Origin of the sequence: Chlamydia psittaci 6BC, assembly GCF_000204255.1 — a bacterium.
Classification (GTDB): Bacteria; Chlamydiota; Chlamydiia; order Chlamydiales; family Chlamydiaceae; genus Chlamydia; species Chlamydia psittaci.
Genome location: NC_017287.1, coordinates 39,343 through 63,189, shown reverse-complemented (window position 1 = coordinate 63,189; position 23,847 = coordinate 39,343). Strand labels below are relative to the sequence as shown.

Below are 23,847 nucleotides of genomic sequence, written 5' to 3'. Positions count from 1 at the left end.
GCAAAAAGCGTGCCAACCCTTAGTACATAGATGAAAAATTCTCTCTTTTTCTTATTTTCTCCCACTTTTCGATCATCTTTACGGCTATGGGAGCCGCATCGCGTCCAAACTCACCAAGGCGTAAATAGACAATAACAACAATATCCGGATGCATAAGTTCCTCATCTGAAAAACCCACCGCAGCAAACCACACGTGCTTCATTTTCATACTTCCGTATTGCCGATCTAAACCTACACGAACTATCGATTCTGCAGTGCTTGTCTTTCCAATGATGCGAGTTAATAGTTCAGGACTAAACTGATCACGAATACTTCGTGTTGTTCCATAATTTCCCCATATCACGTTATGCATACCGGATTTAAATAACTCCGTGATACACTCAGGCATAAACACATCTCTTTTCTTCATGGGAGGAGTCGGGGAAAACTCTTCACCATTCCATTCTCCTAAAACTAAACTAGGAACATATAAAGTCCCTCCATTCACTAGGGACGCCATCATGACGGCAGTTTGTAAAGGAGTTACAATAAGAGTATGCTGCCCTATGGCTGTGGCATACAATCCCGAACGATTATACGCTACATCTTGGGGAACCGCTCCGGCATACTCTCCAAGCAAGCCTACCCCCGTTTTCTCTCCAAATCCAAATAAGGCAGCCGCATGGCATAAATCTTCAGGATCAGAGAGATACTCTCCTACGAGCAAAGAAAAATAGGGGTTACTAGACATTTCTAAAGCAGAAATCAGATCGATACGCCCACGACCAGAGTAATCATTCTTAGGTAAAATCCCTCCACGATAAAACGAAGGAATAGGCGTGCCATCTTTAAAAAAACCTACATGGGGCTTAGCGCTAGCATACCCAAAAGATTTCCTGTCGATAATAACTAGCAATCGAGATAAATAGTCCACATCGACATTACCCCGCATCACTTCTTGAGACAGCACAGAATAAGCAGAAACAAGTTTAAAAATAGATCCTAAAGTTGCTGCCTGACCAAAAGCATGAGACCGCAAATAGCCATAACCATAAGCAGGATAAAACGCTGCTGCAAGATCTTGTTCCTTTTGAGGAACATTCCTAGTCAGCATCGGGGCATAGTTACCATATAGCGGCCTTTGCAGCTCGGAAAACTCTCTAAAAGATAAAAACAAGCGTAGCAAATCTATAGAAGAATCTGAGAATTTTTGTTTCAAAAACTCGTAATGTTCATACCAAGGCAATGCCTGATGCGCACCATTTTCTAATTCTCTTTTCCAGACAGAAAGAGCTTCATAGTAAGCTTTTTGATTCTCTATATCTCCTTGCCCAGAAAGTAAATAAGCTAAAAACTTATCAAGATAACAACGACGAAAATCTCGGTATTGCGCACGTTGTTCTTCCGCTAAGTAATCCACATAAGGTGTGGGATAACGCTGCTTTCTCTCGTTTTCCTCTTTACGTTTAACCTCTAAAAACTTAGCAAAATAGAGTTTCCGCCATTCTTTAAAATCTACTTCAGTGAAAATATCCTCTACGATCTTAGAAAATGCACTACGCAAAGCTACGTAATGTCCCTGACACTCGAAAAACTCTGATAAAGAAAACGAAGCCACCGAGGCAAATAGCTCAGGATCAATTTTAGAAGGATCCACAACCATCTGAAAGAGGTCTACAAGTAAAAGTTTATCGTAATTTGCCGGAAGTTCCGCAAAAAAGGGCTCGAGCTCTTGCTTAATCTCCTCTATTTCTTGTTCATGCGCCTGATGACAACGCGCTATCCATTGCTGCTGCTTCATAGAAATCACTCGGCCAATAGCAATATGTTCCTGTTCAACAGGAAACACTGCATCAAAAATAGAAGAACAAGAACAATGCCCCTCAGAATAAGAAAATAACTCTAATAACCTTCCCATAGCATGCTGTATCTTAACAGCATTATTCACAGTGCCGTAACGTTTTATAACAGACTTAACCTCTGAGGTATTCGGCAAAATGAAATCTAAGAAATAATCAAAAGTAAGAGAAAGCTCCTCATCATAATATAACCCAGTAAGGGAACTTCGTCTTTCTCGACGCAACGGAACTTTCCTATCATACACCTCGGCAATGTGTTCGGTGTTTTCCAACCAACGATACACCGCAGATCTAGCCTCAGAATCTGCGTCCCGCATGTCGATAAAATCGTTATTATGATACCGCGGAGAAGATGCCATGGCCAATATTTGGCCATTATTAGGATCTAAAGCAATAATCGCTCCTCCCTTAATCCAAGGAAATAAAGGAGGTAGAAATTTTTGCTTTTTCAAAGACTGTGCTGAACGAAATTGTTCCGTTTTTTCATGATCTAAAAGTAAAGCATCTGCGAATGCTTGTAACTCTGTAGACAATGTAAGCTGCAACTTCTTCCCAGAAATGGCTTCTATCTCATTAAGACCTTGAATAAAATTGCCGCGACGATCTACGAGAACCGTTTTTTTCCCTAATTGTCCTCTTAAACTCGCGTCGCAATAGGCTTCTATACCCACCTTCCCAACTAAAGCATTCAAACTATAAGCATTGTTCTCTAAAGAATTTAATAAAGAACGCACTTGATCTATACTTGCTAGACCTTCAGGAAACTTCGGATTCTCACCCTCTTCATACGCTCGAACACATTCCCGCAACTTGCTTAACTCATGTGTCACTCTCTTATATTCTTGAGCACTAATCGGCCCTACATAACCTAAAATATCTGATGCCGTCTTTCCCATAGGATAATACCGACGCACGGACGGTTCGACATGCAAGCCCGGCCAATGTTTCATCATCATTTTTAATCTTAAATACGTACGCTCAGAAACATTGGCCTGGACTAAGTAGGGTACAGAACCTAATACAGAGGCTTTCGCATGAATATTATCTTCTATCGTATCTTTATCTAGATGTAACTCTTGAGCAAGAAGTTGCGCTAAACGTGCAATATAGTTTTTCCTAACAGGAATGAGCTCTCTAGTTCCATCTGCACGGGCACGCCATGCTCTCGCAGGCAAATCACGAATAGCGCTATAAGCAACACTCACATCATATTGCATTTTATTTTCTGCTAATACTTTGCCGAAACGATCGCAAATAGTTGCACGTTCTATAAGCTCAGGAATCACCCTCTTCTGTGGTTTGTAAGCCTCTTCTAACTTTTGATCATGTTCAACAACAGCAAGATGCCACAAACGCACTGCTATTATCGCTAAAGCAACAATAATCCCTGACAATAGCCTGTTTGTCTTTTCTGGAACAGTAAGGTAGGAACGACGCTTCTTCGGAGATTTCATAAAACAAATAGTAGGGTCTCACCCATTGTCTGGCAAGTGCTTCGACTGGTTACAAACTGGTTTCACAAGACATACATAAGCAGAAAAACAAACACGAATCTTGAAAAACAGAAAATCATTACAAATAAAACATAGAAATGAAAAATACCAAAAACTTTAACGCTTTGTTTAACAATTTTGCTTTATCTTATTTACAAAAATAAAGAATAAAGCGTAATGATTCAAATATAAGAAAGCCTTTTTACACTCTTCTACGAGGGTAATTCCAACTTATTCTAAGTGGCATAAGAAATAAAAATGTGTACAAAAATCTGATAGCTCTTTTATTAGCAAGTATAAGGAGTTATTGCTTGAAATCTATGCCTGAAAACAGTCTTTTTTCTTATCGTCTTTACTATAATAAGAAAAGTTTGTTATGTTTTCGAATAATGAACTGTATGTTCATGCTTAAGGCTGTTTTCACTTGCAAGACACTCCTCAAAGCCATTAATTGCCTACAGGATATCTTGTCTGGCTTTAACTTGGACGTGGTGCCGCCAGAAGAGCAAATTAGAATAGCGAGCACAAAAAGAAAAGATACTAAGCATAATCTTTAGAGGTGAGTATGAAAAAACTCTTGAAATCGGCATTATTGTTTGCCGCTACGGGTTCCGCTCTCTCCTTACAAGCCTTGCCTGTAGGGAACCCAGCTGAACCAAGTTTATTAATCGATGGCACTATGTGGGAAGGTGCTTCAGGAGATCCTTGCGATCCTTGCGCTACTTGGTGTGACGCCATTAGCATCCGCGCAGGATACTACGGAGATTATGTTTTCGATCGTGTATTAAAAGTTGATGTGAATAAAACTTTTAGCGGCATGGCTGCAACTCCTACGCAGGCTACAGGTAACGCAAGTAATACTAATCAGCCAGAAGCAAATGGCAGACCGAACATCGCTTACGGAAGGCATATGCAAGATGCAGAGTGGTTTTCAAATGCAGCCTTCCTAGCCTTAAACATTTGGGATCGCTTCGACATTTTCTGCACCTTAGGGGCATCCAATGGATACTTCAAAGCAAGTTCGGCTGCATTCAACTTGGTTGGGTTAATAGGGTTTTCAGCTGCAAGCTCAATCTCTACCGATCTTCCAATGCAACTTCCTAACGTAGGCATTACCCAAGGTGTTGTGGAATTTTATACAGACACATCATTTTCTTGGAGCGTAGGTGCACGTGGAGCTTTATGGGAATGTGGTTGTGCAACTTTAGGAGCTGAGTTCCAATACGCTCAATCTAATCCTAAGATTGAAATGCTCAACGTCACTTCAAGCCCAGCACAATTTGTGATTCACAAACCAAGAGGCTATAAAGGAGCTAGCTCGAATTTTCCTTTACCTATAACGGCTGGAACAACAGAAGCTACAGACACCAAATCAGCTACAATTAAATACCATGAATGGCAAGTAGGCCTCGCCCTGTCTTACAGATTGAATATGCTTGTTCCATATATTGGCGTAAACTGGTCAAGAGCAACTTTTGATGCTGATACTATCCGCATTGCTCAACCTAAATTAAAATCGGAGATTCTTAACATTACTACATGGAACCCAAGCCTTATAGGATCAACCACTGCTTTGCCCAATAATAGTGGTAAGGATGTTCTATCTGATGTCTTGCAAATTGCTTCGATTCAGATCAACAAAATGAAGTCTAGAAAAGCTTGTGGTGTAGCTGTTGGTGCAACGTTAATCGACGCTGACAAATGGTCAATCACTGGTGAAGCACGCTTAATCAATGAAAGAGCTGCTCACATGAATGCTCAATTCAGATTCTAAGGATTTAGTTTATACTATCCTAACTTTTTGTCCCGCTATCAGAACCTGGGAGTCTCCGGGTTCTGATTTTTTTTGCTACCACCCTTTTCAGAGTTTCAAATCTCTTTTCTAAAATCCGTTCGCATCAGAATTCACTGATTATCTAAAATTTTCTAGAAGCTAGAAACCTAGAGATTACAATCTTGCGTAAAAAGCATTATTAAATTAACATCTCTATTCTTAGCACGCGCCCGTAGCTCAATGGTAGAGCTGTAGCCTTCCAAGCTACCGGTGTCAGTTCGATTCTGATCGGGCGCTTTCTGAACACCACCAAGACTGAAATCTTGACATCGGTTCAAGATGCCATTGTTAACATATTCAAGAAATAGAGGTACAAAGCTTGGAAGAACAACCACTATGCAATCTTTCAGTTAAAGACTTAATGGAAGCGGGAGCTCATTTTGGGCACCAAACCCGAAGATGGAATCCAAAGATGAAACTTTACATCTTTGAAGAGAAAAACGGTCTTTACATCATCAATTTAGCAAAAACCCTTTATCAATTACGTAAAGCTCTCCCACAAGTCTGCAAGGTTATTAAAGAAAATAAACCTATTCTTTTCGTGGGAACAAAAAAACAAGCCAAATGTGTGATCAAAGAAGCTGCTATTGAAGCTGGCGAATACTTTGTTGCTGAGCGTTGGTTAGGCGGCATGTTAACTAACATGACGACTATTAGAAACTCCATCAAAACATTGGATAAGATCGAAAAAGACCTTACTCAAAATAGTTCTTACCTTACGAAAAAAGAAATCGCCTTACTCGCTAAACGTCATCAAAAATTATTGAAGAACCTTGAGGGTATTCGCTACCTAAAGAAAGCTCCTGGTCTTGTTATTGTTGTTGACCCTAGCTACGAAAAGATTGCTGTTGCAGAAGCTAAAAAGCTCGGCATCCCCGTATTGGCTTTAGTAGATACTAACTGCGACCCAACCCCTATCGATTATGTTATTCCTTGCAATGACGATTCTTTAAAAAGCATTCGCTTAATCATTAGCACTATTAAAGATAGTATCATTGATACTAAGAAAAAACTTGGCATTGAGATTGTCTCTCCAATTAAAACTCTAGACGTACAAGAGAGTGAAGATAGTGACATCTACGCAACCGATGATGACAATCGTCAAGAAGATCTATTAGCAAAAAAATATGACAGTAATGAGGCTAACTAATGAGCAACTTTTCTATGGAAACCCTCAAACTCTTAAGACAGCAAACCGGTGTAGGGTTAACCAAATGTAAGGAAGCTTTAGCCGAGTGCAATGGAAATCTTGAAGAAGCTGTAGTTTACTTACGTAAATTAGGTCTTGCCTCAGCTAGTAAAAAAGAACATAGAGAAACGAAAGAAGGCGTTATCGCAGCAAAAAGCGATTCTCGCGGCACTGCTGTCGTTGAAGTTAACGTAGAAACAGACTTCGTAGCAAATAATGCAGTCTTTCGAACTTTCGTTGATGGTCTTGTTGAAGACGTCTTAAACCATAAAGTAGATAATGTTGATGCATTACTACAACTTCCTTCATCTCAAGATACCTCCCTTACAGTAGATGAGTTACGTGCTGTAACTATGCAAACTGTCGGAGAAAATATTCGCATCAATAGAATTAAGTATTTGCCAAAAACAACTAATGAAAGTGTGGGCATCTACTCTCATGGAAACGGGAAAACCGTTTCTGTAACTATTCTTTCTGGAGTTTCTGATAAAGAAAGCCTCGCGAAAGATATTTCGATGCATATCGTAGCAGCTCAACCTCTGTTCTTAAATAAGGGAAGTGTTCCTGAAGATGCTCTAGCAAGAGAAAAAGAAGTTATTTCTTCTCAAATACAAGGAAAACCCCAAGCAGTTATTGATAAAATCATCAATGGTAAGTTGGGGACATTCTTCCAAGATGTTTGTCTACTAGAACAAGCTTTCATTAAAAACCCTGATGTAACTATTCAAGGCTTGATTAATGAGGTCAGCAAAACTAGTGGAAACTCCGTCGAAGTGAAGGAATTCATTTTATGGAAAATAGGAGCTTAATTAGCGAGAGGAAATATGTCTAAGCAAATAACACGAGTCTTATTTAAGATATCCGGAGAATCTCTCTCTACAGACAGCGGGAATCGAATTGACGAAGTTCGTTTATCGAGATTAGTGGCAGAATTACGTGCTGTGCGCAATTGTGATATTGAAACAGCTCTTGTTATAGGCGGAGGCAACATCATCAGAGGCCTTGCTCAACAAAAAGAACTACAAATTAATCGAGTGTCTGCTGACCAAATGGGGATGCTAGCTACCTTAATCAATGGTATGGCTGTAGCAGACGCTTTAAAAGCTGATGACATTCCTTGTTTATTAACTTCTACATTATCTTGCCCTCAATTAGCAGACCTATACACTCCTCAAAAGTCTGAAGAAGCTTTAAGCCAAGGCAAAATTGTAATTTGCACAACGGGGGCAGGATCTCCTTACTTAACAACTGATACAGGAGCAGCTTTGCGTGCTTGTGAGTTAAAAGCTGACATTCTACTCAAAGCCACTATGCATGTTGATGGAGTGTATAACAAAGATCCTCGGTCATTTAGCGATGCTGTAAAATATGATCGTATTAGCTTTAAAGATTTCCTAGCTCAAGGATTAGGCGTTATGGACGCTTCCGCTGTATCTTTATGCATGGACTCTAATATTCCTATTCGTGTCTTTAGCTTTGTTAAACACTCTCTAGAGCAAGCTATTTTTGATGAGAATATCGGAACATTAATTTGTGAGGAAGCTACACATGTCCATTCTAGCTGATACTGAAAAGAAAATGGCCGCTGCTTTAGAATTTTTCACTAAAGAAGTCCGTTCATTTAGAACAGGGAAAGCTAATCCTGCTTTAGTAGAAACAGTTACTGTAGATGTATATGGCACTACGATGAGGTTATCTGATTTAGCCTCTATTTCTGTAGCTGATACACGCCAGTTAGTAATTTCCCCCTACGATGCCAATAACGTCTCTGCTATATCTAAAGGTATTATTGCTGCAAATTTAAATTTGCAACCTGATGTAGAAGGATCCATAGTACGTATTAAAATTCCTGAGCCTACAGCAGAATACCGAAACGAAGTTATTAAGCAGTTGCGTCGTAAATCTGAAGAAGCAAAAGTCGCTATTCGCAATATCCGTAGGGAATCTAACGATAAGTTAAAAAAAGATTCTGATTTAACAGAAGACGCTGTTAAGGGAATGGAGAAAAAAATCCAGGAATTAACAGATAAGTTTTGTAAGCAGATCGACGAAATGACCAAGCAAAAAGAAGCTGATCTTTCATCGATTTGATAAGCTTTACTTTTTGTGAGTAATCTTTATCTACTTCTCTTTCTTTGGTTTTTCATGCAAAACTAGGAGAGGAAAAGATTGCTCTAAAGGAGTAGAACTAGTAATATTGTAGTTGTCTTGGCCCCATCGTCTAGCCTGGCCCAGGACATCGGATTTTCATTCCGGTAACAGGGGTTCGAATCCCCTTGGGGTCAAAATGTAAAATAGCCAAGTAAACTTCGGGCCTTTAGCTCAGCGGTTAGAGCACCTCACTTTTAATGAGGGGGTCGAAGGTTCAAATCCTTCAAGGCCCAATTGATTATTCTTGGTTCTTTTATATTTCTTAAAAAAACCTTTTTCTCCTTTGTCTCTTTTTTGTTATTGGTATCGGGTGTATTAGTATTTGGCTTTAATGGTTGATCTTCATGGCAACTTCTAAACCCCACCTATGTTACCATTGTCAAAAGCCGGCAACAATTTGTTATACTGAAGTAGATAAGGATAAGATTTTACGCTCTTATGTATGTGATTCTTGTCCGTGTCCTGGTCATTACTACAGCCGTGACAACATTGTGTTAGGTGCTTCTGGGGCTGCTGTAACTTTAGAATGTGGCAATTGTAAAACCGTATGGAAGCCGACTGCTGATGAAAATCAGCTATTTGGTTGTCACTTATGTTACACAAACTTTAAAACACAACTTATAGCCAAACTCATACATACTAAAGCTATTTGTTCATCGGCGACTGCGGACAATAGTCGAGGTGGTTTGCATATTGGTCGTTCCCCTGGAGAAGCGGCGAGTATGAACCCCCTCCTGAAATTAATAGCGTTAAACGAGGCTCTTCAGGATACGCTAGCTCGTGAAGATTATGAGCAAGCTGCTGTAATACGAGATCAGATTAATCATTTAAAAAATCAGAATTCGCATGATTCTTCCCAATGACTTACTTCTTAATTTTGCTAGTCAGAAAGACGCCCCTCCTGTAAATAAAACCTGGCCTATAACGACGTTCTCACTATCTAGGAATCTTTCCATAGCGAAGTTTCTGCCCTGCTTATCTAGGGAGAAAAAACAAGAAATTTTAGAAGTTATAGCTTCACATTTTAACCATATTAAAGGTTTTGATGAGTTTCTAGTTTTACCTCTTAAAGATGCACCTTCCTGGCAAAAAGAGTTTCTCATTGAGCATTTTTTATTTCCCCATGATCTTACAGGCAACCCTGAAGGCGAAGCCCTTATTGTAAACCGCTCTGGAAATATTCTAGCGGCTATAAATTTCCGCGATCACTTGATTCTCCATGCTATAGATTTTACATCAGAACCCGAAAAAGCCTTAGATCAGCTTGTGCGGTTAGATAGTTATCTGAATGAAAAGTTAGCATTTGCTTTTTCCCCTGATTTTGGTTTTCTAACGACAAATCCTCGAGAATGCGGTACAGGATTAAAAAGTCAGAGTTTCCTACATGCTCCAGCATTGGTTTATTCTCGAGAATTGTCTGAGATTATTGACGAGGATACAGAGGTTGCTTGCTCTGGAATTTTACCAGGAACTCCAGAATATATTGGGAATATTGTAGTTTTATCGAATAAATGTTCTTTGGGGCTTACTGAAGAACAAATCTTATCCTCGCTCAGAATATGGTCTTCGAAAGTTGCTGTTGCCGAAGCTTCCGCAAAAAAGAAGCATGCTGAGCAAAATCCTGGAGAATTAAAAAATCATATTTTACGTGCCCTAGGATTGCTTACACACTCCTATCATTTAGATCTTCAAGAAACGTTAGATGCGTTGAGTTGGATCCAATTAGGGATTAGCTTAGGATGGATTCAAGGCTCCGACAACAGTTCCATTTGGAATCCTGTGTTCTGGCAGGCGCGTCGTGGGCACTTAGCGCTTACAAAACAACCTGAAGATAATAAGAATTTACAAAAAGAAGTTATCTCACAGTTACGTGCAGATGTGTTAAAGAAACTTGCCGAAGGCTTATCTGCTAATGGCTTTTAATACCCTCCTATAACCGCAATATGCAGCAAGGAGGGCAGCAAAACTTTTTCCCCCTAAAGCCTAAATTAAAAGCCCCGACTTTGCCTTTTAAAATTAATATAAAAAAGCTTTGAGGAGGTTCTTCCTTCAAACCCTCGCCTCTTAGGACATGTCAGCCTGCCCTCCCCCTATGTACGTGTTTTTGAAATGAATAGAGAAAATAAGGATTCCTCAGCGCACTTCATAAATAAAAGCTTTCTTTAAAGGAAAAGGTTAAGAAATAGCCGTAAAATAAAGAGGGTGTGAATTTGATTCACATTATGAAATAGACCCGATCTTTATAAGTTCTTACTTCTTATGCTTTTCCTTTAAGGAACAAAACAAAAGGTAAGCATTTGTTTTATTTTTGTAAATATTTTTTACCATGTTTGCCCAAAGCCGGGATCGAACCGACGACCTACGCGTTACGAATGCGTTGCTCTACCAACTGAGCTATTTAGGCAAAAAAAATAAGAAAAATCAGTATAGAATTGGGGAACAAAAAAGCCAAGAAAACAACAATCATACGGCCGACGATGCTTTCTTGGCTTTCCCCCTGAAATGCAACAGAGTGAGAAGCTATTCCATGGCGCAGAATATCATCTTACCTTTTCTATATAACATTTATTGGGCTTCTATTTCTAGCATTTTAAAATCACTTTCTGCTTGTAGTGCTGGGGGGTGTTGACATTCAGGAGCATGTCGTGGCGCCACCTGCATCGAGCCTTCATCAGCTTCCCAATTGTATCTATAACCTTCTTTGTTGGTTAATTTTGTTCCCTCTTCAAAACTACTAATAACCTTAGGTTTAATGAACATCATTATGTTGCGTTTTTGCCTTTGATCTATTGTTCTGCTGAATAAACCTCGGATCAAAGGTATGGAGTTTAAAAGAGGTACTCCAGTAACAATTTTCGTAGTTTTATCTCTGATGTGACCACTCATGACTAAGAAACAACCATCAGGGACTTGCAAGCGTGTGGCAGCGTATGTTTTATCTGTTACCGGTGTAAGCGTTCCTTGAGCAGAGTGTAACTCGGAAATCGTTTGTTCTATTTGTAAGGTAACAACGTTATTTGGTGCTACTGTTGAAGCAACAACAAGATTCACACCGATATCTTCATATTCGATATTTTGTGTAACTGTTCCTGTTTCTTGAATAATGGTACTGGTTGTTTGGAACGGTATAGTCTGTCCAACAAAGAATGATGCTTGTTGCGTATCCTGAGCCATAATTCTTGGGTTGAGAACTATAACAGTATCGCCATCTTGATCTAAGGCACTGAGGAGTCCCCCTAGGGTTAGAAAAGATTTTCCCTTATGGCTGAGTACGTTTCCTATGATCCCCAAACCAAATGCGGAAGATGCATACATCATATCGCTAATACCTGCTAGCTGACCAGGCGTAGGTAAAGGGATATCTCCTGGAGAAGGTTTTGCAGGAGGTACTGTAGATTTTGTAGGATTAGCAAGACCAGTATTGCTTAACAATCCTGAAGCATAAGCAACTTTCCCTTGTTCATCACCGAGAGCCACCCATTGAACTCCGAAATCCCAAGACTTTTCTAAACTTGTCTCCAAGATCAAAACTTCAATGTATACTTGCTTTGGAGGTAGATCCAAGCCATTGAGTAAGCTGACTACTTTATCTACGTTTGCTTGATTTCCAATCACAACGATGGAATTATTCACATCCAACCATTGAATACTATTCAATGTGTTGATGAAATCTTCATCCATAGCTGTTGTGACATAGAGATTATAACCGATGTCTTGAATTGCTTGAGCAATAGCTGCGCCATTTTGATACTTCAGCTTATACATGAAAAAGCGCAAGCTTTTCGGATTCGCAGCTCCTGATGATCCGAGGGCTGCTGCAGGACTAGTGACATCATCTAATGTATGAGCCATTTCTGGAACATCTAATGATTTGAGTAGTTGTATTGCCTTGTTTGTTAAACGAGGGGAGGAAACTACAAAAATCTTATTTGTTCCTGGCTGTATGAAAATCTGAAAAGCTTCATCCTCTGCCATAGCGCCAAGAACATCTTGGCAATAGCTCACTAATGAAGCAGGGTTTGCATAGTGGACTTCATACTCAGACATATCTACGGATGTACCGGGACTATCTAGAGCTGCTAGTAATTCTCCTACTTTCTCTACATTGCCAGCAATATCAGAAACGATTACATGACGTGTTGCTTCTGAAGCGCTTACTATAGCATCATGGGAGAGCAAAGGCTGAATAATATTTACAGCTGATGTAGGATGTACACTATATAAACGGAATACACGAGTAACTACAACAGCTTCACAATTATCTTTTGCAGAGCCATCAGTAACTACCGTAGACAACTTGGAAAGACGTGGGTTGCGATAAATCAGGACGTTATTTCCTTGTTCTACAACTTTCAAGTCATGCATTTTTAAGACTTGTAAAAGGATTGTAGAGAGATCGTCTACAGATGTAGGATCATGAGAAACAATCGTTACATTGAAATTTAAATCATTACTATCGAAAACAAAGTTGGTTCCAGAGATCTTACTAACAAACTGTAATAACTCAAGAACAGAGATGTCTTCGAAATTTACAGTATAACCATTGTCTTTCAGGTCTTCACAAGTAATTTGTTTCCCTTTTAATAGCGTGGGCTCTTCTTCTTTTGTTGAATCGGGCTGTATGGCTATTTTATCAATAGAGGGTTGTTTATCTGGTGATTTCGTTTTTAACGAGTGCGGAGATCCAGAGTTATGGTCTACTTTAAAGCCTTCTTCTTGGGCACTCTTTTTGTCACTTTCTTCTACCAGTTTTTTAACACTGAAGTTTATTGCATTTACAGCGCGTTTAGCGTAAGCGCGCTTATCTTCCCAAATACGTTCTTCTTCGCTTTTCGCTTCAATAGCTTCAGTTTTTTCTTCTTGTTTAGGAAGGAACCTCGGGGTCTTTTTTGCACCAGTTTGTGTATAGCGATTATCTTGAAGGCGTTTTTTTACTTCAGGCTTAGCAAATCGTGAACCTTCAGAAAATCCTGGAGAAAATGTCTGCGTAGATTTTTTAAAATGCCGTGGTTGATTGGTTGGGAAATTTTTAACTACGGCTTGCTTATCAGATTTTTTTGCTGATGTTTTATTTACTATATTTTTAGGACAGGCAGCAACTAAGCTTTTCTCGTCAGTTTGGGAGTTTTTAACTCGAGATCTTGGCTCGTCATTTGGAGGTTTTTGAGAATTCACACCAAGCAAAACCAGGTCAAAGAAAAATAGAATAGAAAGTACTCCCATTTTTCCTTTTTTCTTATTTATGACCTGTAAGATCTTTCTTCCAATGTTCGACGTCACTATTTTCACCGGATTCTTTTTAAGCCGATAAGTGTTGAGGGACAAAGATTTCCGTCATGATTTTCTAATATCCCGAACTGTACGCTCTCTATTGGGCAGAATATAGCTGTTTGTCCTCTATCTTTCAACTCTGTGAATAAAGGACTATTTAAAGATGACATGGAATCGTCTGCCTGTAAGGTATGTAATACTGCTCCATCACCTATTTCCCATGCAACCTTGGTTTCCTGAATTTGTAAAGAACTAATTTTCCCTAAACCTAAGGATGAAGTAGTAAAATTCTGAGGAACCTTTCCTTGTTTTTTTAACCAGAAACTAGTTTTCCCACAAGTAATCCAAGAAAGTTCCTTTTTTTCTTTGGGAATAGTAACGCAAACTAAAGAAATTTCCGTTGTATCAATAGGAACATTGATCCGCATTAGCTCACTATGCATTTTTCGCATCGTACTTCTAATGTTATCTTCATGGCCCCACTGACTTACGAAGGTTTTTATAATAGTTAATACTAAAGTTGCATTTCCTGAAAGACTATAACAAAACCACAACCGGAAAGTATCCTGACTCATATAAGCTTCGTAGTATACATGAGGATGTGTTGGGTATCCTTGCTCATATATAGAAACGGATAAGAAGTCGGGGACAACAATTTCTGTAGGAGATAACCAAAATCTCTGCTGATACAGCTGCTCATTAACCTGTGCTGTATAATCTTTATTACGATAATCTTTCTGAAGGTCTTGGCTGTACCGATATCGATGTAAATGACTCATGAATTCTTTCATAGATCCGTAACGATCTTTAGGAGAAGGTTGCAAGGCCTTCGCTAAAATCTTACTCACTCTATCCGGAATCAATGATAAAATGACCTTACCTAGAGCTAGGTTTCCCGAGATCAATTCATAAGCAATTAAACCTAGAGAGTAGATTTCTGATTTTTCAGAAACTTTATCTCCTTGACGTTGTTCAGGGCTCATATATGAAGGCGTTCCTAAACAAGCAGGATGAGAAGCATGTTCTGTAGAAGAACAAACAGCAAGTCCAAAATCTATGAGTTTGATTTGCCCTTGAGAATTAATCAGGATATTTTCGGGTTTGATATCCCTATGGAGTATACCACGGCTATGCAGATATTCTATAGCCTGGCCAATATGTAACACTATATCAATAGCCTTGGATAAAGGAATTAGATGGGTGAGGATATACTGTCTAAGAGACACGCCTTGTATATATTCCATGGCTATATACAGACCTTCTCTACACTGTCCATATTGATATAACTTAACAATATGGGGATGTGAGACTTGTTCAATAATTCGTGCTTCTTTTAAAAAGTTATGAACTCTGCGCGTATCAGCAACTAAAGGCGGTTCAAGCACTTTAATAGCTGCAGATTGTAGAGTTTCAGAATGCAAACCCTGGTACACCGCGCTTCCTTCTTTCTTACTCAGGATTTTCTTGATGTGGTAAGCACCTATTGCCTGATTCAGAGGAAGTATTTCGGATTGACAATCCATAAGAGACAATTATACGTTTAGACTTCCAGAACTCGAATTCCTAAAACATCTCCTAAAGATACTATTTCTCCTCTTCCAACTTTTGCGCCATTGAGGACTAAATCCACGCCTCGAGAAGGGTGGATCCCATTGAGATTTAGAATACTGCCTTGAGAGAGATTTAAAAACTCTTCAACAGTTAATGAGTATCGAGAAGCTTCTGCTACTAGCTTATAGTTGCCTGGCAAAGGTGCTGCAGGCAAAGCTTCCGGAGTTTCTTCCGTAGGTGCTTCTTGTGACAAACTTGGATAGCTAGTGATTTTAAATTCTCCAGATGTTTGATCAACAAAACGACCTCCAAAGAACTGATGTCCTTGGATAGTAAGCAAGCCTCCACTTTCTTCTGTATCAGGATCATACAAACAACTGTCTAACAAGATAAAGCTTCCATGCTCAACTTGTTGCCATTCTTCCTGAGTTAATTGGCAATAGCCAATTTCTACAGACATAGTTAAAGGTGTAGGATCTAACTGATGAATATCGAAACTTTGATTTGAAGCTGAAAGGAAATCCTTACAGCTGTCACATGTTGCTTCTGGGAAAAGTAAACGGAAACGCATAGTTTTTCCGTCTAATCCGCAGTTGACATCTACAGCCTGATACGAGCCTTGTAAGTCTTTAGTGGAAAACCGAGCATCGCCGACAACTCTAACAGATAGAGAAGGTATCCAAGCGAGCTCCTGGAGCAACTTACACAGCTCTGCCGAGAAATAGTAATGAAAACCTAAAAGCTTATCCTTCTCATAAAAGTAGGAAGCCAAACTAGAATCATTAAATACAGCAACCATGAAAGACTGAAGATCAGCTTCTGAGGTAACAAAGAAAAATGTCCCTGATGTCAAGGGCTGGGCTAAGAAAGACTGTACTAGAAAGTGTGTGCCAAAATCTTGAACAGCCTGAGCAGCAGTTAGGGAACCTCGAGGTTGAATAGTCAGATTCGCATCTTCTAGACGGAATTTTTCTTTCAACCTATTTTGGCAAAGTTCTTTAGGGAACGGAGGAAGAGAAATCACCTCGTCCGTTTTCACTAAAGAACTTAGAAAATCGTGTCTAGATTTTAACCAACTAGCGCTAGGTTCCGCTGCTACTGTCATGAGAAATCACCTTTATAAACGTGCTTCTTCAACTTTATATTGGTTTTGTTCTTGATCTTGCTGCTGCTGCTGATCTTTTCCTTCTTGATCCTTCTCTTCATCTCTTTGATGTATTGTCGCAGCAATCATATGTAAAGGTGTCTGTACTTCTTCGATAGTTGGCAATTGTACAATACTTGTTCCAACTGTTAATTCTGTCAAATTCAAACGAAGATTTTTTAATGATTCTACCAAACCAGCAAGCTGAGAAGGATTATTCGAAATCAGATTTACTGCCTCTGTGAGCTGAACATCATCCATAAAATTGGAAAATTTTACAGAAAGATCCGTTCCAGACTGTACTAACGTTAAATTCGCGCCAGCAAAAACTTCAGGAACATTGCCTTCAGCATCTAAAACTAATTCTACTAACTGCTGACCGTTTACATCAGCAACTATCATAGATTCTACAGTACTAGCAATCACATCTTGGACCCACTGCAAATCTGCACTAGCAACTGCGACTGTAGTGCTTTCCACAACAACCTCACTGGACACAGAAGGAGCAATATCTACGAATGCCATTCCTGCTGTAGGGTTATCATAAGCCATGAAATTTTGTCCTTCTTCTTTCTCTTCTTCTTTAGAAGATACTCCGGAGGTTTTCTCTTCTACATGCTTATCATCAGCACCACGAGCTTCTTGACGAGAACTTTTGTTAGCAGTTTTGTCCTGACGATCATTTTTCGATTGTTGACGGCCTTCCAAAGAAAAGACTTTAACATCGCGGTTATCTTTAGGCTCTGGGCCTACTTCTTGTTGTATTGAGTGGCGATCTGTCTTGCAATTGTACAAAGACTCGGATGTTTTATTTAATTCCATGAACTAGATTCCCCCGATTCACGTTGTTTTTTTTTGCGCAGCTGATAAAGTAGCTGTCCCATTTCATCTTGCTCTTTTTCAATTTCTCGCGCTTCTTCTTTTAGAGCTTCTTTCATCCACTCTTCTTTATGTAAACGCGTCTTTTCTTCTTCTTTTCGCCGTTTGGCTAAATTAACTTCTGCTTTTTCCAGCTCTTTAGATGCTGCTAAAACGTTTTCTTTTTGCTTATTTACTTTTTCTTCTTCTTCAGCAAGCTGTACGGCAACAACTTTAATATAAGCTTTTCTTTGTAAAACTGCATCACTCGTTGTGCCTTCATCTAACAACTCTCTGAGTTGCTGAATTTTTTGCATATAGTGATTTTTTACTTTATCACGAGCAGCTTCGATTTCTCGCAATTTTTCTTGTTCTATTTCTAAAAGCCGTCGCTTTTCCTTAACGACTTTTTCTGCTCTATCAACACGATCTCTTTTAATTGCTAGAACAGGTTCTAACGGGTATTTAGGCACGGCATTTTACCCTGAATATCTTATCGGAAAATGGCTCGAAGTTGTTGCGAGGCTTCCTCATAATTTGTTTTTTCATGAATATCTTGCTTTAAGAATCTGTTCAATTTATCGATGTGATCTATAGCAAAATCTACTTCACGATCGGACCCTCGGCGGTATTCTCCAATACGTATAAGCATTTCGTTTGCCTTATACTTTGCCAGCACCTCTCGGGCTTTTCCTATGATGCGTCTTTGTTCCTCAGGAACAATAGCTGTTAGCAATCGGCTTATTGATGCTAAAACATCAATAGCGGGATAGTGATATGCCTGAGCTAAAGCATTAGACAAGACAACATGACCATCAAGAATCGATTTAACTTCATCAGCGACCGGTTCATTCATATCATCCCCGGCAACAAGTACAGTATAAAATGCTGTAATTGTTCCTTTATCAGAAGCTCCGGAACGTTCTAATAACCTAGGTAAAGTGGAAAATACAGAAGGCGTGTATCCTCCTCGAGCTGGAGGTTCTCCGGCAGCCAAACCTACTTCTCTGAGAGCTCGGGCAAATCGGGTTACAGAATCCATCATCAAAACTACAGTTTTACCCTGATCACGGAAATACTCTGCTATAGCAGTCCCTACATAAGCAGCATTTAACCGCAACTGTGATGATTGATCTGAAGTAGAGACGACGATCACCGATCGTTTCATTCCTTCTTCTCCAAGATCTCCCTCGATAAACTCACGAACCTCTCGGCCCCGCTCTCCTATGAGAGCAATCACATTGACATCTGCTTCTTCAGCGTTTCTAGCGATCATTCCTAGGAGCGACGATTTACCAACCCCAGCACCAGCAAAAATTCCTATACGCTGACCTCTGGCGACTGTGAGCATACCGTCGATACACCGCACACCTGTGGATAAAATTGTCCTTAATTTTTCTCTATGCAATGGATCTGGAGGGGCGCGAAAAACAGGATAGGTTTCGTTAACATCAACTAAAGGACCTTTGATTTCGGAGTCGATAGGTTCTCCCAGACCATTTAATACACGACCTAAAAGACCATTACCTGCACGAATATACAAAGGCATACCTGTGGGAATAACCTCTGAAGAAGGGCTGACTCCAGTAAGTTCTCCTAACGGCGATAAAAAAGCGAAATTTTGTGTGAAGCCGACGACTTCAGTAACAAGCGGCTCCATACCATAACGTTTAACTAAGCATACCTCCCCAACGCGTACATTGGGAACGACTGCTTTAATTAACATACCGACGACTTCAGTTATACGACCGACAACGGTAGTCAAGTGCACGTCGTTCAATTGCGACATGAGGGTATCGAAATCTGTCGTCAACTCGTCCATGTTAACCTAATTGTGTGGTCATTATCGTCTTTATACTACTTACCGTAGTTCCTACGATACTAGCAAAGAGTTCTGCTCTTTGCGTTGCTCTTTGAACAGCATACTGTACTTTTAAAAAGTCTGCTAAATTTTCCCGTTCTCCATTCCTATCTGAGAAGTATAGAAGGGCTCTATTTAACACTTCTTCTCCAGAAGACACCCAATTGACCATCTTACGAGCAACGGATTCGTGTTCTTCTTCTGTTTTGTTTTGTAAGTTTTGTTGGGTATGCTCAGCTATATCATTCAGATCCCCATTGATTAAATCAATGATGACACTGACAGCTTCAAAATGCTCTTGCGATAGTTTATTCTGATCTTGTTGTAGAGTGGATTGTGCATCCCATAAACGCTCTTTTAAGTTGTTTATTTGCTCTTTCAGCTCTTCCGAATCTAAAGCCTCTTCTAATTCAGGATCGATAATGTTAGAATTTCTATCTTGCATCATCGCCATAGGGTTAGGCTTGACATCCTCGATATTTTTATTCAAGGAGTCTGCTGCCATCCCTAAAGAAAATGCAGGAACCTCCTTATTTAACTCACTTGCTAAAGGAGTTCCTAAAGGCTTCTGTATAGAAGCTGTTTCTTTCTCAGAGTCTAACTTTGGGAAAAGCTGCAAAGGATCTATCATAAGACAACAACCAGGCGTTTTTTATATTTAGGACGGAATAAGGTTAACTTAAAGGTCCTCCGCTTTTAGCTACTAAGTTATCATGCCAGTCTAAAACGGATTGTGCTAGAATTCTTGTAGATTCCACTTCGCAATTTTCCAACACTTGATCTGCTAACTTTAAGCAATTTTCCAAGCTTTCACGACGCACTTCGAAAGAGCTTCCTTGATGTAATACAATCATCATATGTGTTAGAGAAAGGAAAGACTTAATGCTCCAGTTATCCACTTCTTTTTGTGCTAAAGCGTTTAATCGTTCTTCTGCAGCAAAAATTTCCATTTTATGCAGGTCTATTAGTGCTAATCCTAATTCATAACCATAATGGTCAGGATTTAAGACTTGTAGAGATTGAAAAAGCTTTTTTGCACTTTCTTCGTCGCCTTGTTTAATGGCCAACATACCAGCTTCAAACAACAACGCAAAATCTGCTTTAAATAATTCCAAATCTGCCATGATCCTTCTCTTAATTTATTAACTTCCTTTAACAGCTCTTGCCATAGTGATCATCTCTGTGTTCACTGCTGTCAAGATGTTGGATACAGCTTCCATATACTGTGATAAAATTTGCATACGGAATTGCAAATTAAACATCGTACCTAAGTCGACTGTACCTTGCGTTGAGGTCTCTAATTCCGTTAGATATTGTTGCACACCTTGGACGTACTTACATACGCCATTAAGCATGTCATTAAAATTAAAAGCTGAGCAACTGCTACCACTACTCATAAATTCTCCACTTATCTAGTCTGTTAAACCATTTTGCGGTTGATCCGCCCGAGAACTTTCTGAAGGGCTAGATATCCTGCTAATAATATTTGTTGCTTCTCAAAAGAGGCTTTATCAGAACCTTCTCGAAGAGAAACATGCAATTTTTGCACTTTATCCTGTACATTAGCTTTGATCTCCTGAGCTTTGCTCAGATCCTGCATATCTTTCTCTAAATCAAATAGCTGATGAGAAGACTTATCTTCTTTAGCAGCTGTATTTTCCATATTAAACATAGTATTTCTTCCTAAATGCAATAGAATTAATAAGCCTTAACATTAGCTATTTATTGTACTCGATTTTATATTTCAACCCTTCCTTCTCTAAAAAGATACAGTGTGGTTGTATGCTTGTGACTGTCATTCCATCGATAACATCACCACGGGTCAAAATTCTACCATTGACTACAACGTTAATGCTCACGTCACCATATTTTGAATATCCGGTTACGCGATAACGGCTAGGATACCGTAAATTTAAATCTATAATCCCTTCTTCAACAGGTAACAAAACCACGAAGTTTTTCACCAGACGTACTCCGGGAAGTGTGGAGATCTCCTGAACAACAGAACGGAACTTATCTCCATCCTCATGATTTACATAACCTGTAAGAACCACTTCTCCATTAACAAAAGCGACGTGAATATTTGCAAAGCCTGCTTGCAAAAGTTGGCCTGCGATCGCTTTCAACATTTGTGATTCTATAATTACCTTATTCTCAAGCAAAGAAAGATAGTTAAAATGTACATTGAGATAATCAGAGAGACAGACAGCCTGTTCTTCTGTTTTTAGATATCCCGTTATAACAAATTCTCCAGGTTGTGGGGAGTGCATGCTTACACCCTTGAACTCTGGTTTTTTAGACAACAATATATTGATTTCTTGCCAAACGGCTTCATCATCGATAACGTTGTCATCTATAGATTTGATGAAAGACAAAGCATCCATTTTATAGAGAAGCTCACTTTTATCAATACTATTTTTTACGTGTCCTATCAAAAAGAGCTGGCCATTGTTTTTATTAAATGTGTAGCGGACCGTGGGGAAAGCATTAACCACACGTTCTATATCTTCTTGATAATCTATATTTTCTATAGGAATGACTTCTTTCGTATGGAATAGAGATGCGGTGCCTATACCGAACAGTATAGCAAGCCCTCCTATGAATAATGTAAGAATAAACGAACCTGTAGGCAACGTAGCGCGCTTACGTTTTTCTTCTTCTTCTTGAGCTGCTTGCTGAGCAATTTCTTCAGGATCTTGAGGACGACCGAATAATCCGTAATCTTCCGGAGCAAATGATGCTACAATAGTATCAGCAGGGGCTAAATGGTCTATGAGTAAAAATAAAGTTGTTCCTAAAGCAACAACTTGATTGGCGCTTAATGTGGAGCTGTTCTCGATTTTCTTTCCTTCGATGATCACGCCATTTTTACTACCGAGATCTTCTAGCATGATAGAACCATCGTTGCTTACGATGATCTTTGCATGACGATGGGATACGCTAAGGTCATTAAAGACAATGTCTGCAGAGGCGGGATCACTTCCTAGAATATAAGATTTCCCAGTGTCTAAATGGAATTCCGCACCGATATTCGCTCCGGCCAAGACTTTTAATAAAAAGCGTGAAGGTTGAGACAGGTCTACAGAAACATTTTTTTGCGCAATCTCATCTATTTCTGCAGGAAAAATTCCCTGATCAAATCTAAAGAGATCTTGTACATTAAATGGAGACAAGACTTCAGCTTTTTCTGTTTTCTTGCTTTCCTGCTCCTCTTCTCCTTCGGACTTCTCTTCAGTTTCTTCTTCTGTGTCTGTTTTTTCTTTAGGAGCTTCTTGATCGTTAGGGGATTGTTCTACATCCTGACCATCTTCAGGTTGAGTTTCTTTAGGACTTACTTCTTCGCCTTGGGAAATTCTCTCTTTTTCTGCTGACTGTTCTGCAGAAGCAGGAGTTTCTTTGACAGGCTCACCTTCTTTGGGCCGGTCACCTTTTATAGATTGATCCTGAGCAGCAGGATCTGAATCTGGCAACGGCGGCTGATTTTGATTAGGCAAAGCTCCGTTTTCTTCCATAGTAGCATGCTGGGTTTCAGTATTTTTTACATCCCGCAATGAGGATTTTGTATTTTTTGATCCGGCCTCTGGAAGCGTCTCCATATCTAGTTTTTGGCCGGAAGTTTCCTTCTCTGACTTTGCAGAAGCTAGGAAAGCTTCAGCGAGTTCTTTATCTTTATCGGTAGGAGAAGTATCGGAAGAATCTTGCTGTTCTGAAGAAGGTTGTTTTGCCTGATCCTTTGCAGGCTGACTTTTCTTCTTCGTTTCCTTTTTAGTATCGGCAGGCTCAGGCAGGACATTAGTCGTATTTTCTGAAGAAAAATCGAAATCGTAAACAACATCATCAGGATCAAACTCATGCGTGAAAAAAGAATATTGATTACTTCCGAACGTGATGACATCCGCATCATTTATCGGTGTTGCCTCTGTGATTTCTTTTCCATTTACAGTAACAGGATAGGACGTATCTAGATTTGTAATAAAGTAGAGGTCATCTTCTCTTGTGATAACGACCTGAGTATTTGCAAGCTTAGGATCCTCTAACTGAATATCACTAGACGCTGCATCCTTTCCTATCGACCAGCTTGTTCCTCGTTCAAGAACCAGAACAAATCCTGACAAAGGGCCTTTATCAATAATTAACCGTGCACTCATGCTTTTCTACCCCTGTTGCCTATTGTCCTTGTTGTGCTTTGTTTAGTCCCAAATCTTCTAGCCAGGTTTCAGAAAAATTCATGAAACTCTCTACGTAGCGCGCAAAGTCTTCATATGAAACTTCTTCGGGAATTCTACGTGTCATGACAATATGGCCTTCGGAATTCAATCCTAAAGCGCTACCTCCTGTTTCTCTACCAAACAAGTTCGCTACCATCATTTGTAAGTATGCTTTATTGGTATCCGAAGAAGGAGGTAATTCCCCTAAGAAAGCATTAAGTACAATTTCATTATCTGCATTTTGTAATACACGTATCTTGACGAGATCGCTTATAGGCAAGACATAGGCTCCATCCGCATCGAATTCGAGGGTTGACGTTATACCAATATACGTGGCAAAATTTTTTATCAATTTTTCCAACATGCACGCTCTTCCTAATACAGGAACGGCTGTCTCTTCTTCAAAAATTTAGACAACCTCTTTTCTAGACTTGGCTTTTTCAGCCTTT

20 protein-coding genes and 4 tRNA genes are annotated in these 23,847 nt (G+C 39.5%); 10 read left to right on the top strand and 14 right to left on the bottom strand.

Annotation, left to right across the window (positions count from 1 at the left end):
* Positions 1 to 19: 19 nt before the first annotated feature.
* A complete protein-coding gene (locus tag G5O_RS05410) occupies positions 20 to 3,292 on the bottom strand; it encodes a penicillin-binding transpeptidase domain-containing protein (protein WP_006342724.1) in 3,273 nt (1,090 codons plus the stop codon).
* Positions 3,293 to 3,896: 604 nt separating this feature from the next.
* On the opposite strand from G5O_RS05410, the gene G5O_RS05405 reads away from it, so the two are divergent.
* From G5O_RS05405 to G5O_RS05360, 10 genes are all read left to right on the top strand, one after another.
* Positions 3,897 to 5,105, top strand: coding sequence for a porin (locus tag G5O_RS05405; protein ID WP_013747314.1), 1,209 nt, complete (start codon positions 3,897 to 3,899; stop codon positions 5,103 to 5,105).
* 226 nt (positions 5,106 to 5,331) lie between these two features.
* A tRNA-Gly gene (locus G5O_RS05400) sits at positions 5,332 to 5,402 on the top strand.
* A gap of 124 nt (positions 5,403 to 5,526) precedes the next feature.
* Positions 5,527 to 6,315 carry a 30S ribosomal protein S2 gene (gene rpsB, locus G5O_RS05395; RefSeq protein WP_016893740.1) on the top strand — a complete coding sequence of 263 codons (789 nt, stop codon included), beginning with the start codon at positions 5,527 to 5,529 and terminating at the stop codon, positions 6,313 to 6,315.
* A complete protein-coding gene (tsf, locus tag G5O_RS05390; RefSeq protein WP_006342721.1) occupies positions 6,315 to 7,163 on the top strand; it encodes a translation elongation factor Ts in 849 nt (282 codons plus the stop codon). Before rpsB ends, tsf begins: the two co-directional genes overlap by 1 nt.
* Before the next feature lie 15 nt (positions 7,164 to 7,178).
* Positions 7,179 to 7,919 carry a UMP kinase gene (gene pyrH, locus G5O_RS05385; protein WP_006342720.1) on the top strand — a complete coding sequence of 247 codons (741 nt, stop codon included), beginning with the start codon at positions 7,179 to 7,181 and terminating at the stop codon, positions 7,917 to 7,919.
* Positions 7,903 to 8,445, top strand: a complete 543-nt coding sequence (gene frr, locus G5O_RS05380; protein WP_006342719.1) for a ribosome recycling factor — start codon at positions 7,903 to 7,905, stop codon at positions 8,443 to 8,445. Before pyrH ends, frr begins: the two co-directional genes overlap by 17 nt.
* A gap of 119 nt (positions 8,446 to 8,564) precedes the next feature.
* Positions 8,565 to 8,639: transfer RNA gene (locus G5O_RS05375), tRNA-Glu, on the top strand.
* A gap of 26 nt (positions 8,640 to 8,665) precedes the next feature.
* Positions 8,666 to 8,738 (top strand) — tRNA-Lys (locus G5O_RS05370).
* Positions 8,739 to 8,849: 111 nt separating this feature from the next.
* Positions 8,850 to 9,368, top strand: a complete 519-nt coding sequence (locus G5O_RS05365) for a UvrB/UvrC motif-containing protein (RefSeq protein WP_006342718.1) — start codon at positions 8,850 to 8,852, stop codon at positions 9,366 to 9,368.
* Positions 9,352 to 10,428: a protein arginine kinase gene (locus G5O_RS05360; protein ID WP_006342717.1), complete on the top strand. Its 1,077-nt coding sequence runs from the start codon at positions 9,352 to 9,354 to the stop codon at positions 10,426 to 10,428. Before G5O_RS05365 ends, G5O_RS05360 begins: the two co-directional genes overlap by 17 nt.
* Before the next feature lie 408 nt (positions 10,429 to 10,836).
* On the opposite strand, the gene G5O_RS05355 is transcribed toward G5O_RS05360, so the two are convergent.
* The 13 genes from G5O_RS05355 to G5O_RS05295 form a co-directional block, all read right to left on the bottom strand.
* A tRNA-Thr gene (locus tag G5O_RS05355) sits at positions 10,837 to 10,909 on the bottom strand.
* Positions 10,910 to 11,070: 161 nt separating this feature from the next.
* Positions 11,071 to 13,794, bottom strand: coding sequence for a secretin N-terminal domain-containing protein (locus G5O_RS05350; protein WP_013462580.1), 2,724 nt, complete (start codon positions 13,792 to 13,794; stop codon positions 11,071 to 11,073).
* Positions 13,791 to 15,299 carry a serine/threonine protein kinase gene (locus G5O_RS05345; RefSeq protein WP_014518317.1) on the bottom strand — a complete coding sequence of 503 codons (1,509 nt, stop codon included), beginning with the start codon at positions 15,297 to 15,299 and terminating at the stop codon, positions 13,791 to 13,793. Before G5O_RS05345 ends, G5O_RS05350 begins: the two co-directional genes overlap by 4 nt.
* Positions 15,300 to 15,316: 17 nt before the next feature.
* A complete protein-coding gene (sctQ, locus tag G5O_RS05340; RefSeq protein ID WP_006342713.1) occupies positions 15,317 to 16,432 on the bottom strand; it encodes a type III secretion system cytoplasmic ring protein SctQ in 1,116 nt (371 codons plus the stop codon).
* A gap of 12 nt (positions 16,433 to 16,444) precedes the next feature.
* Positions 16,445 to 17,293, bottom strand: a complete 849-nt coding sequence (locus G5O_RS05335) for a DUF5421 family protein (protein ID WP_006342712.1) — start codon at positions 17,291 to 17,293, stop codon at positions 16,445 to 16,447.
* Positions 17,284 to 17,802 (bottom strand): hypothetical protein, encoded by a 519-nt coding sequence (locus G5O_RS05330; RefSeq protein WP_006342711.1) that lies wholly within the window; start codon positions 17,800 to 17,802, stop codon positions 17,284 to 17,286. Before G5O_RS05330 ends, G5O_RS05335 begins: the two co-directional genes overlap by 10 nt.
* A gap of 20 nt (positions 17,803 to 17,822) precedes the next feature.
* A complete protein-coding gene (gene sctN, locus G5O_RS05325; protein WP_013462577.1) occupies positions 17,823 to 19,151 on the bottom strand; it encodes a type III secretion system ATPase SctN in 1,329 nt (442 codons plus the stop codon).
* 1 nt (position 19,152) lies between these two features.
* Positions 19,153 to 19,821, bottom strand: coding sequence for a CT668 family type III secretion system protein (locus G5O_RS05320; RefSeq protein WP_006342709.1), 669 nt, complete (start codon positions 19,819 to 19,821; stop codon positions 19,153 to 19,155).
* A gap of 43 nt (positions 19,822 to 19,864) precedes the next feature.
* A complete protein-coding gene (locus G5O_RS05315) occupies positions 19,865 to 20,314 on the bottom strand; it encodes a CdsG family type III secretion system protein (protein WP_006342708.1) in 450 nt (149 codons plus the stop codon).
* A gap of 18 nt (positions 20,315 to 20,332) precedes the next feature.
* Positions 20,333 to 20,587: a type III secretion system protein CdsF gene (gene cdsF, locus G5O_RS05310; RefSeq protein WP_006343709.1), complete on the bottom strand. Its 255-nt coding sequence runs from the start codon at positions 20,585 to 20,587 to the stop codon at positions 20,333 to 20,335.
* Positions 20,588 to 20,610: 23 nt separating this feature from the next.
* The gene (locus G5O_RS05305; protein ID WP_006342706.1) at positions 20,611 to 20,862 is read right to left on the bottom strand and encodes a DUF5398 family protein; all 252 of its coding nucleotides are present in this window, start codon (positions 20,860 to 20,862) and stop codon (positions 20,611 to 20,613) included.
* A 46-nt stretch (positions 20,863 to 20,908) separates the two neighbouring features.
* On the bottom strand, positions 20,909 to 23,338 hold the full coding sequence (gene sctD / locus G5O_RS05300; RefSeq protein WP_013462576.1) for a type III secretion system inner membrane ring subunit SctD: 2,430 nt from the start codon (positions 23,336 to 23,338) through the stop codon (positions 20,909 to 20,911).
* Positions 23,339 to 23,357: 19 nt separating this feature from the next.
* On the bottom strand, positions 23,358 to 23,762 hold the full coding sequence (locus tag G5O_RS05295) for a CesT family type III secretion system chaperone (protein WP_006342704.1): 405 nt from the start codon (positions 23,760 to 23,762) through the stop codon (positions 23,358 to 23,360).
* Positions 23,763 to 23,847: the final 85 nt, after the last annotated feature.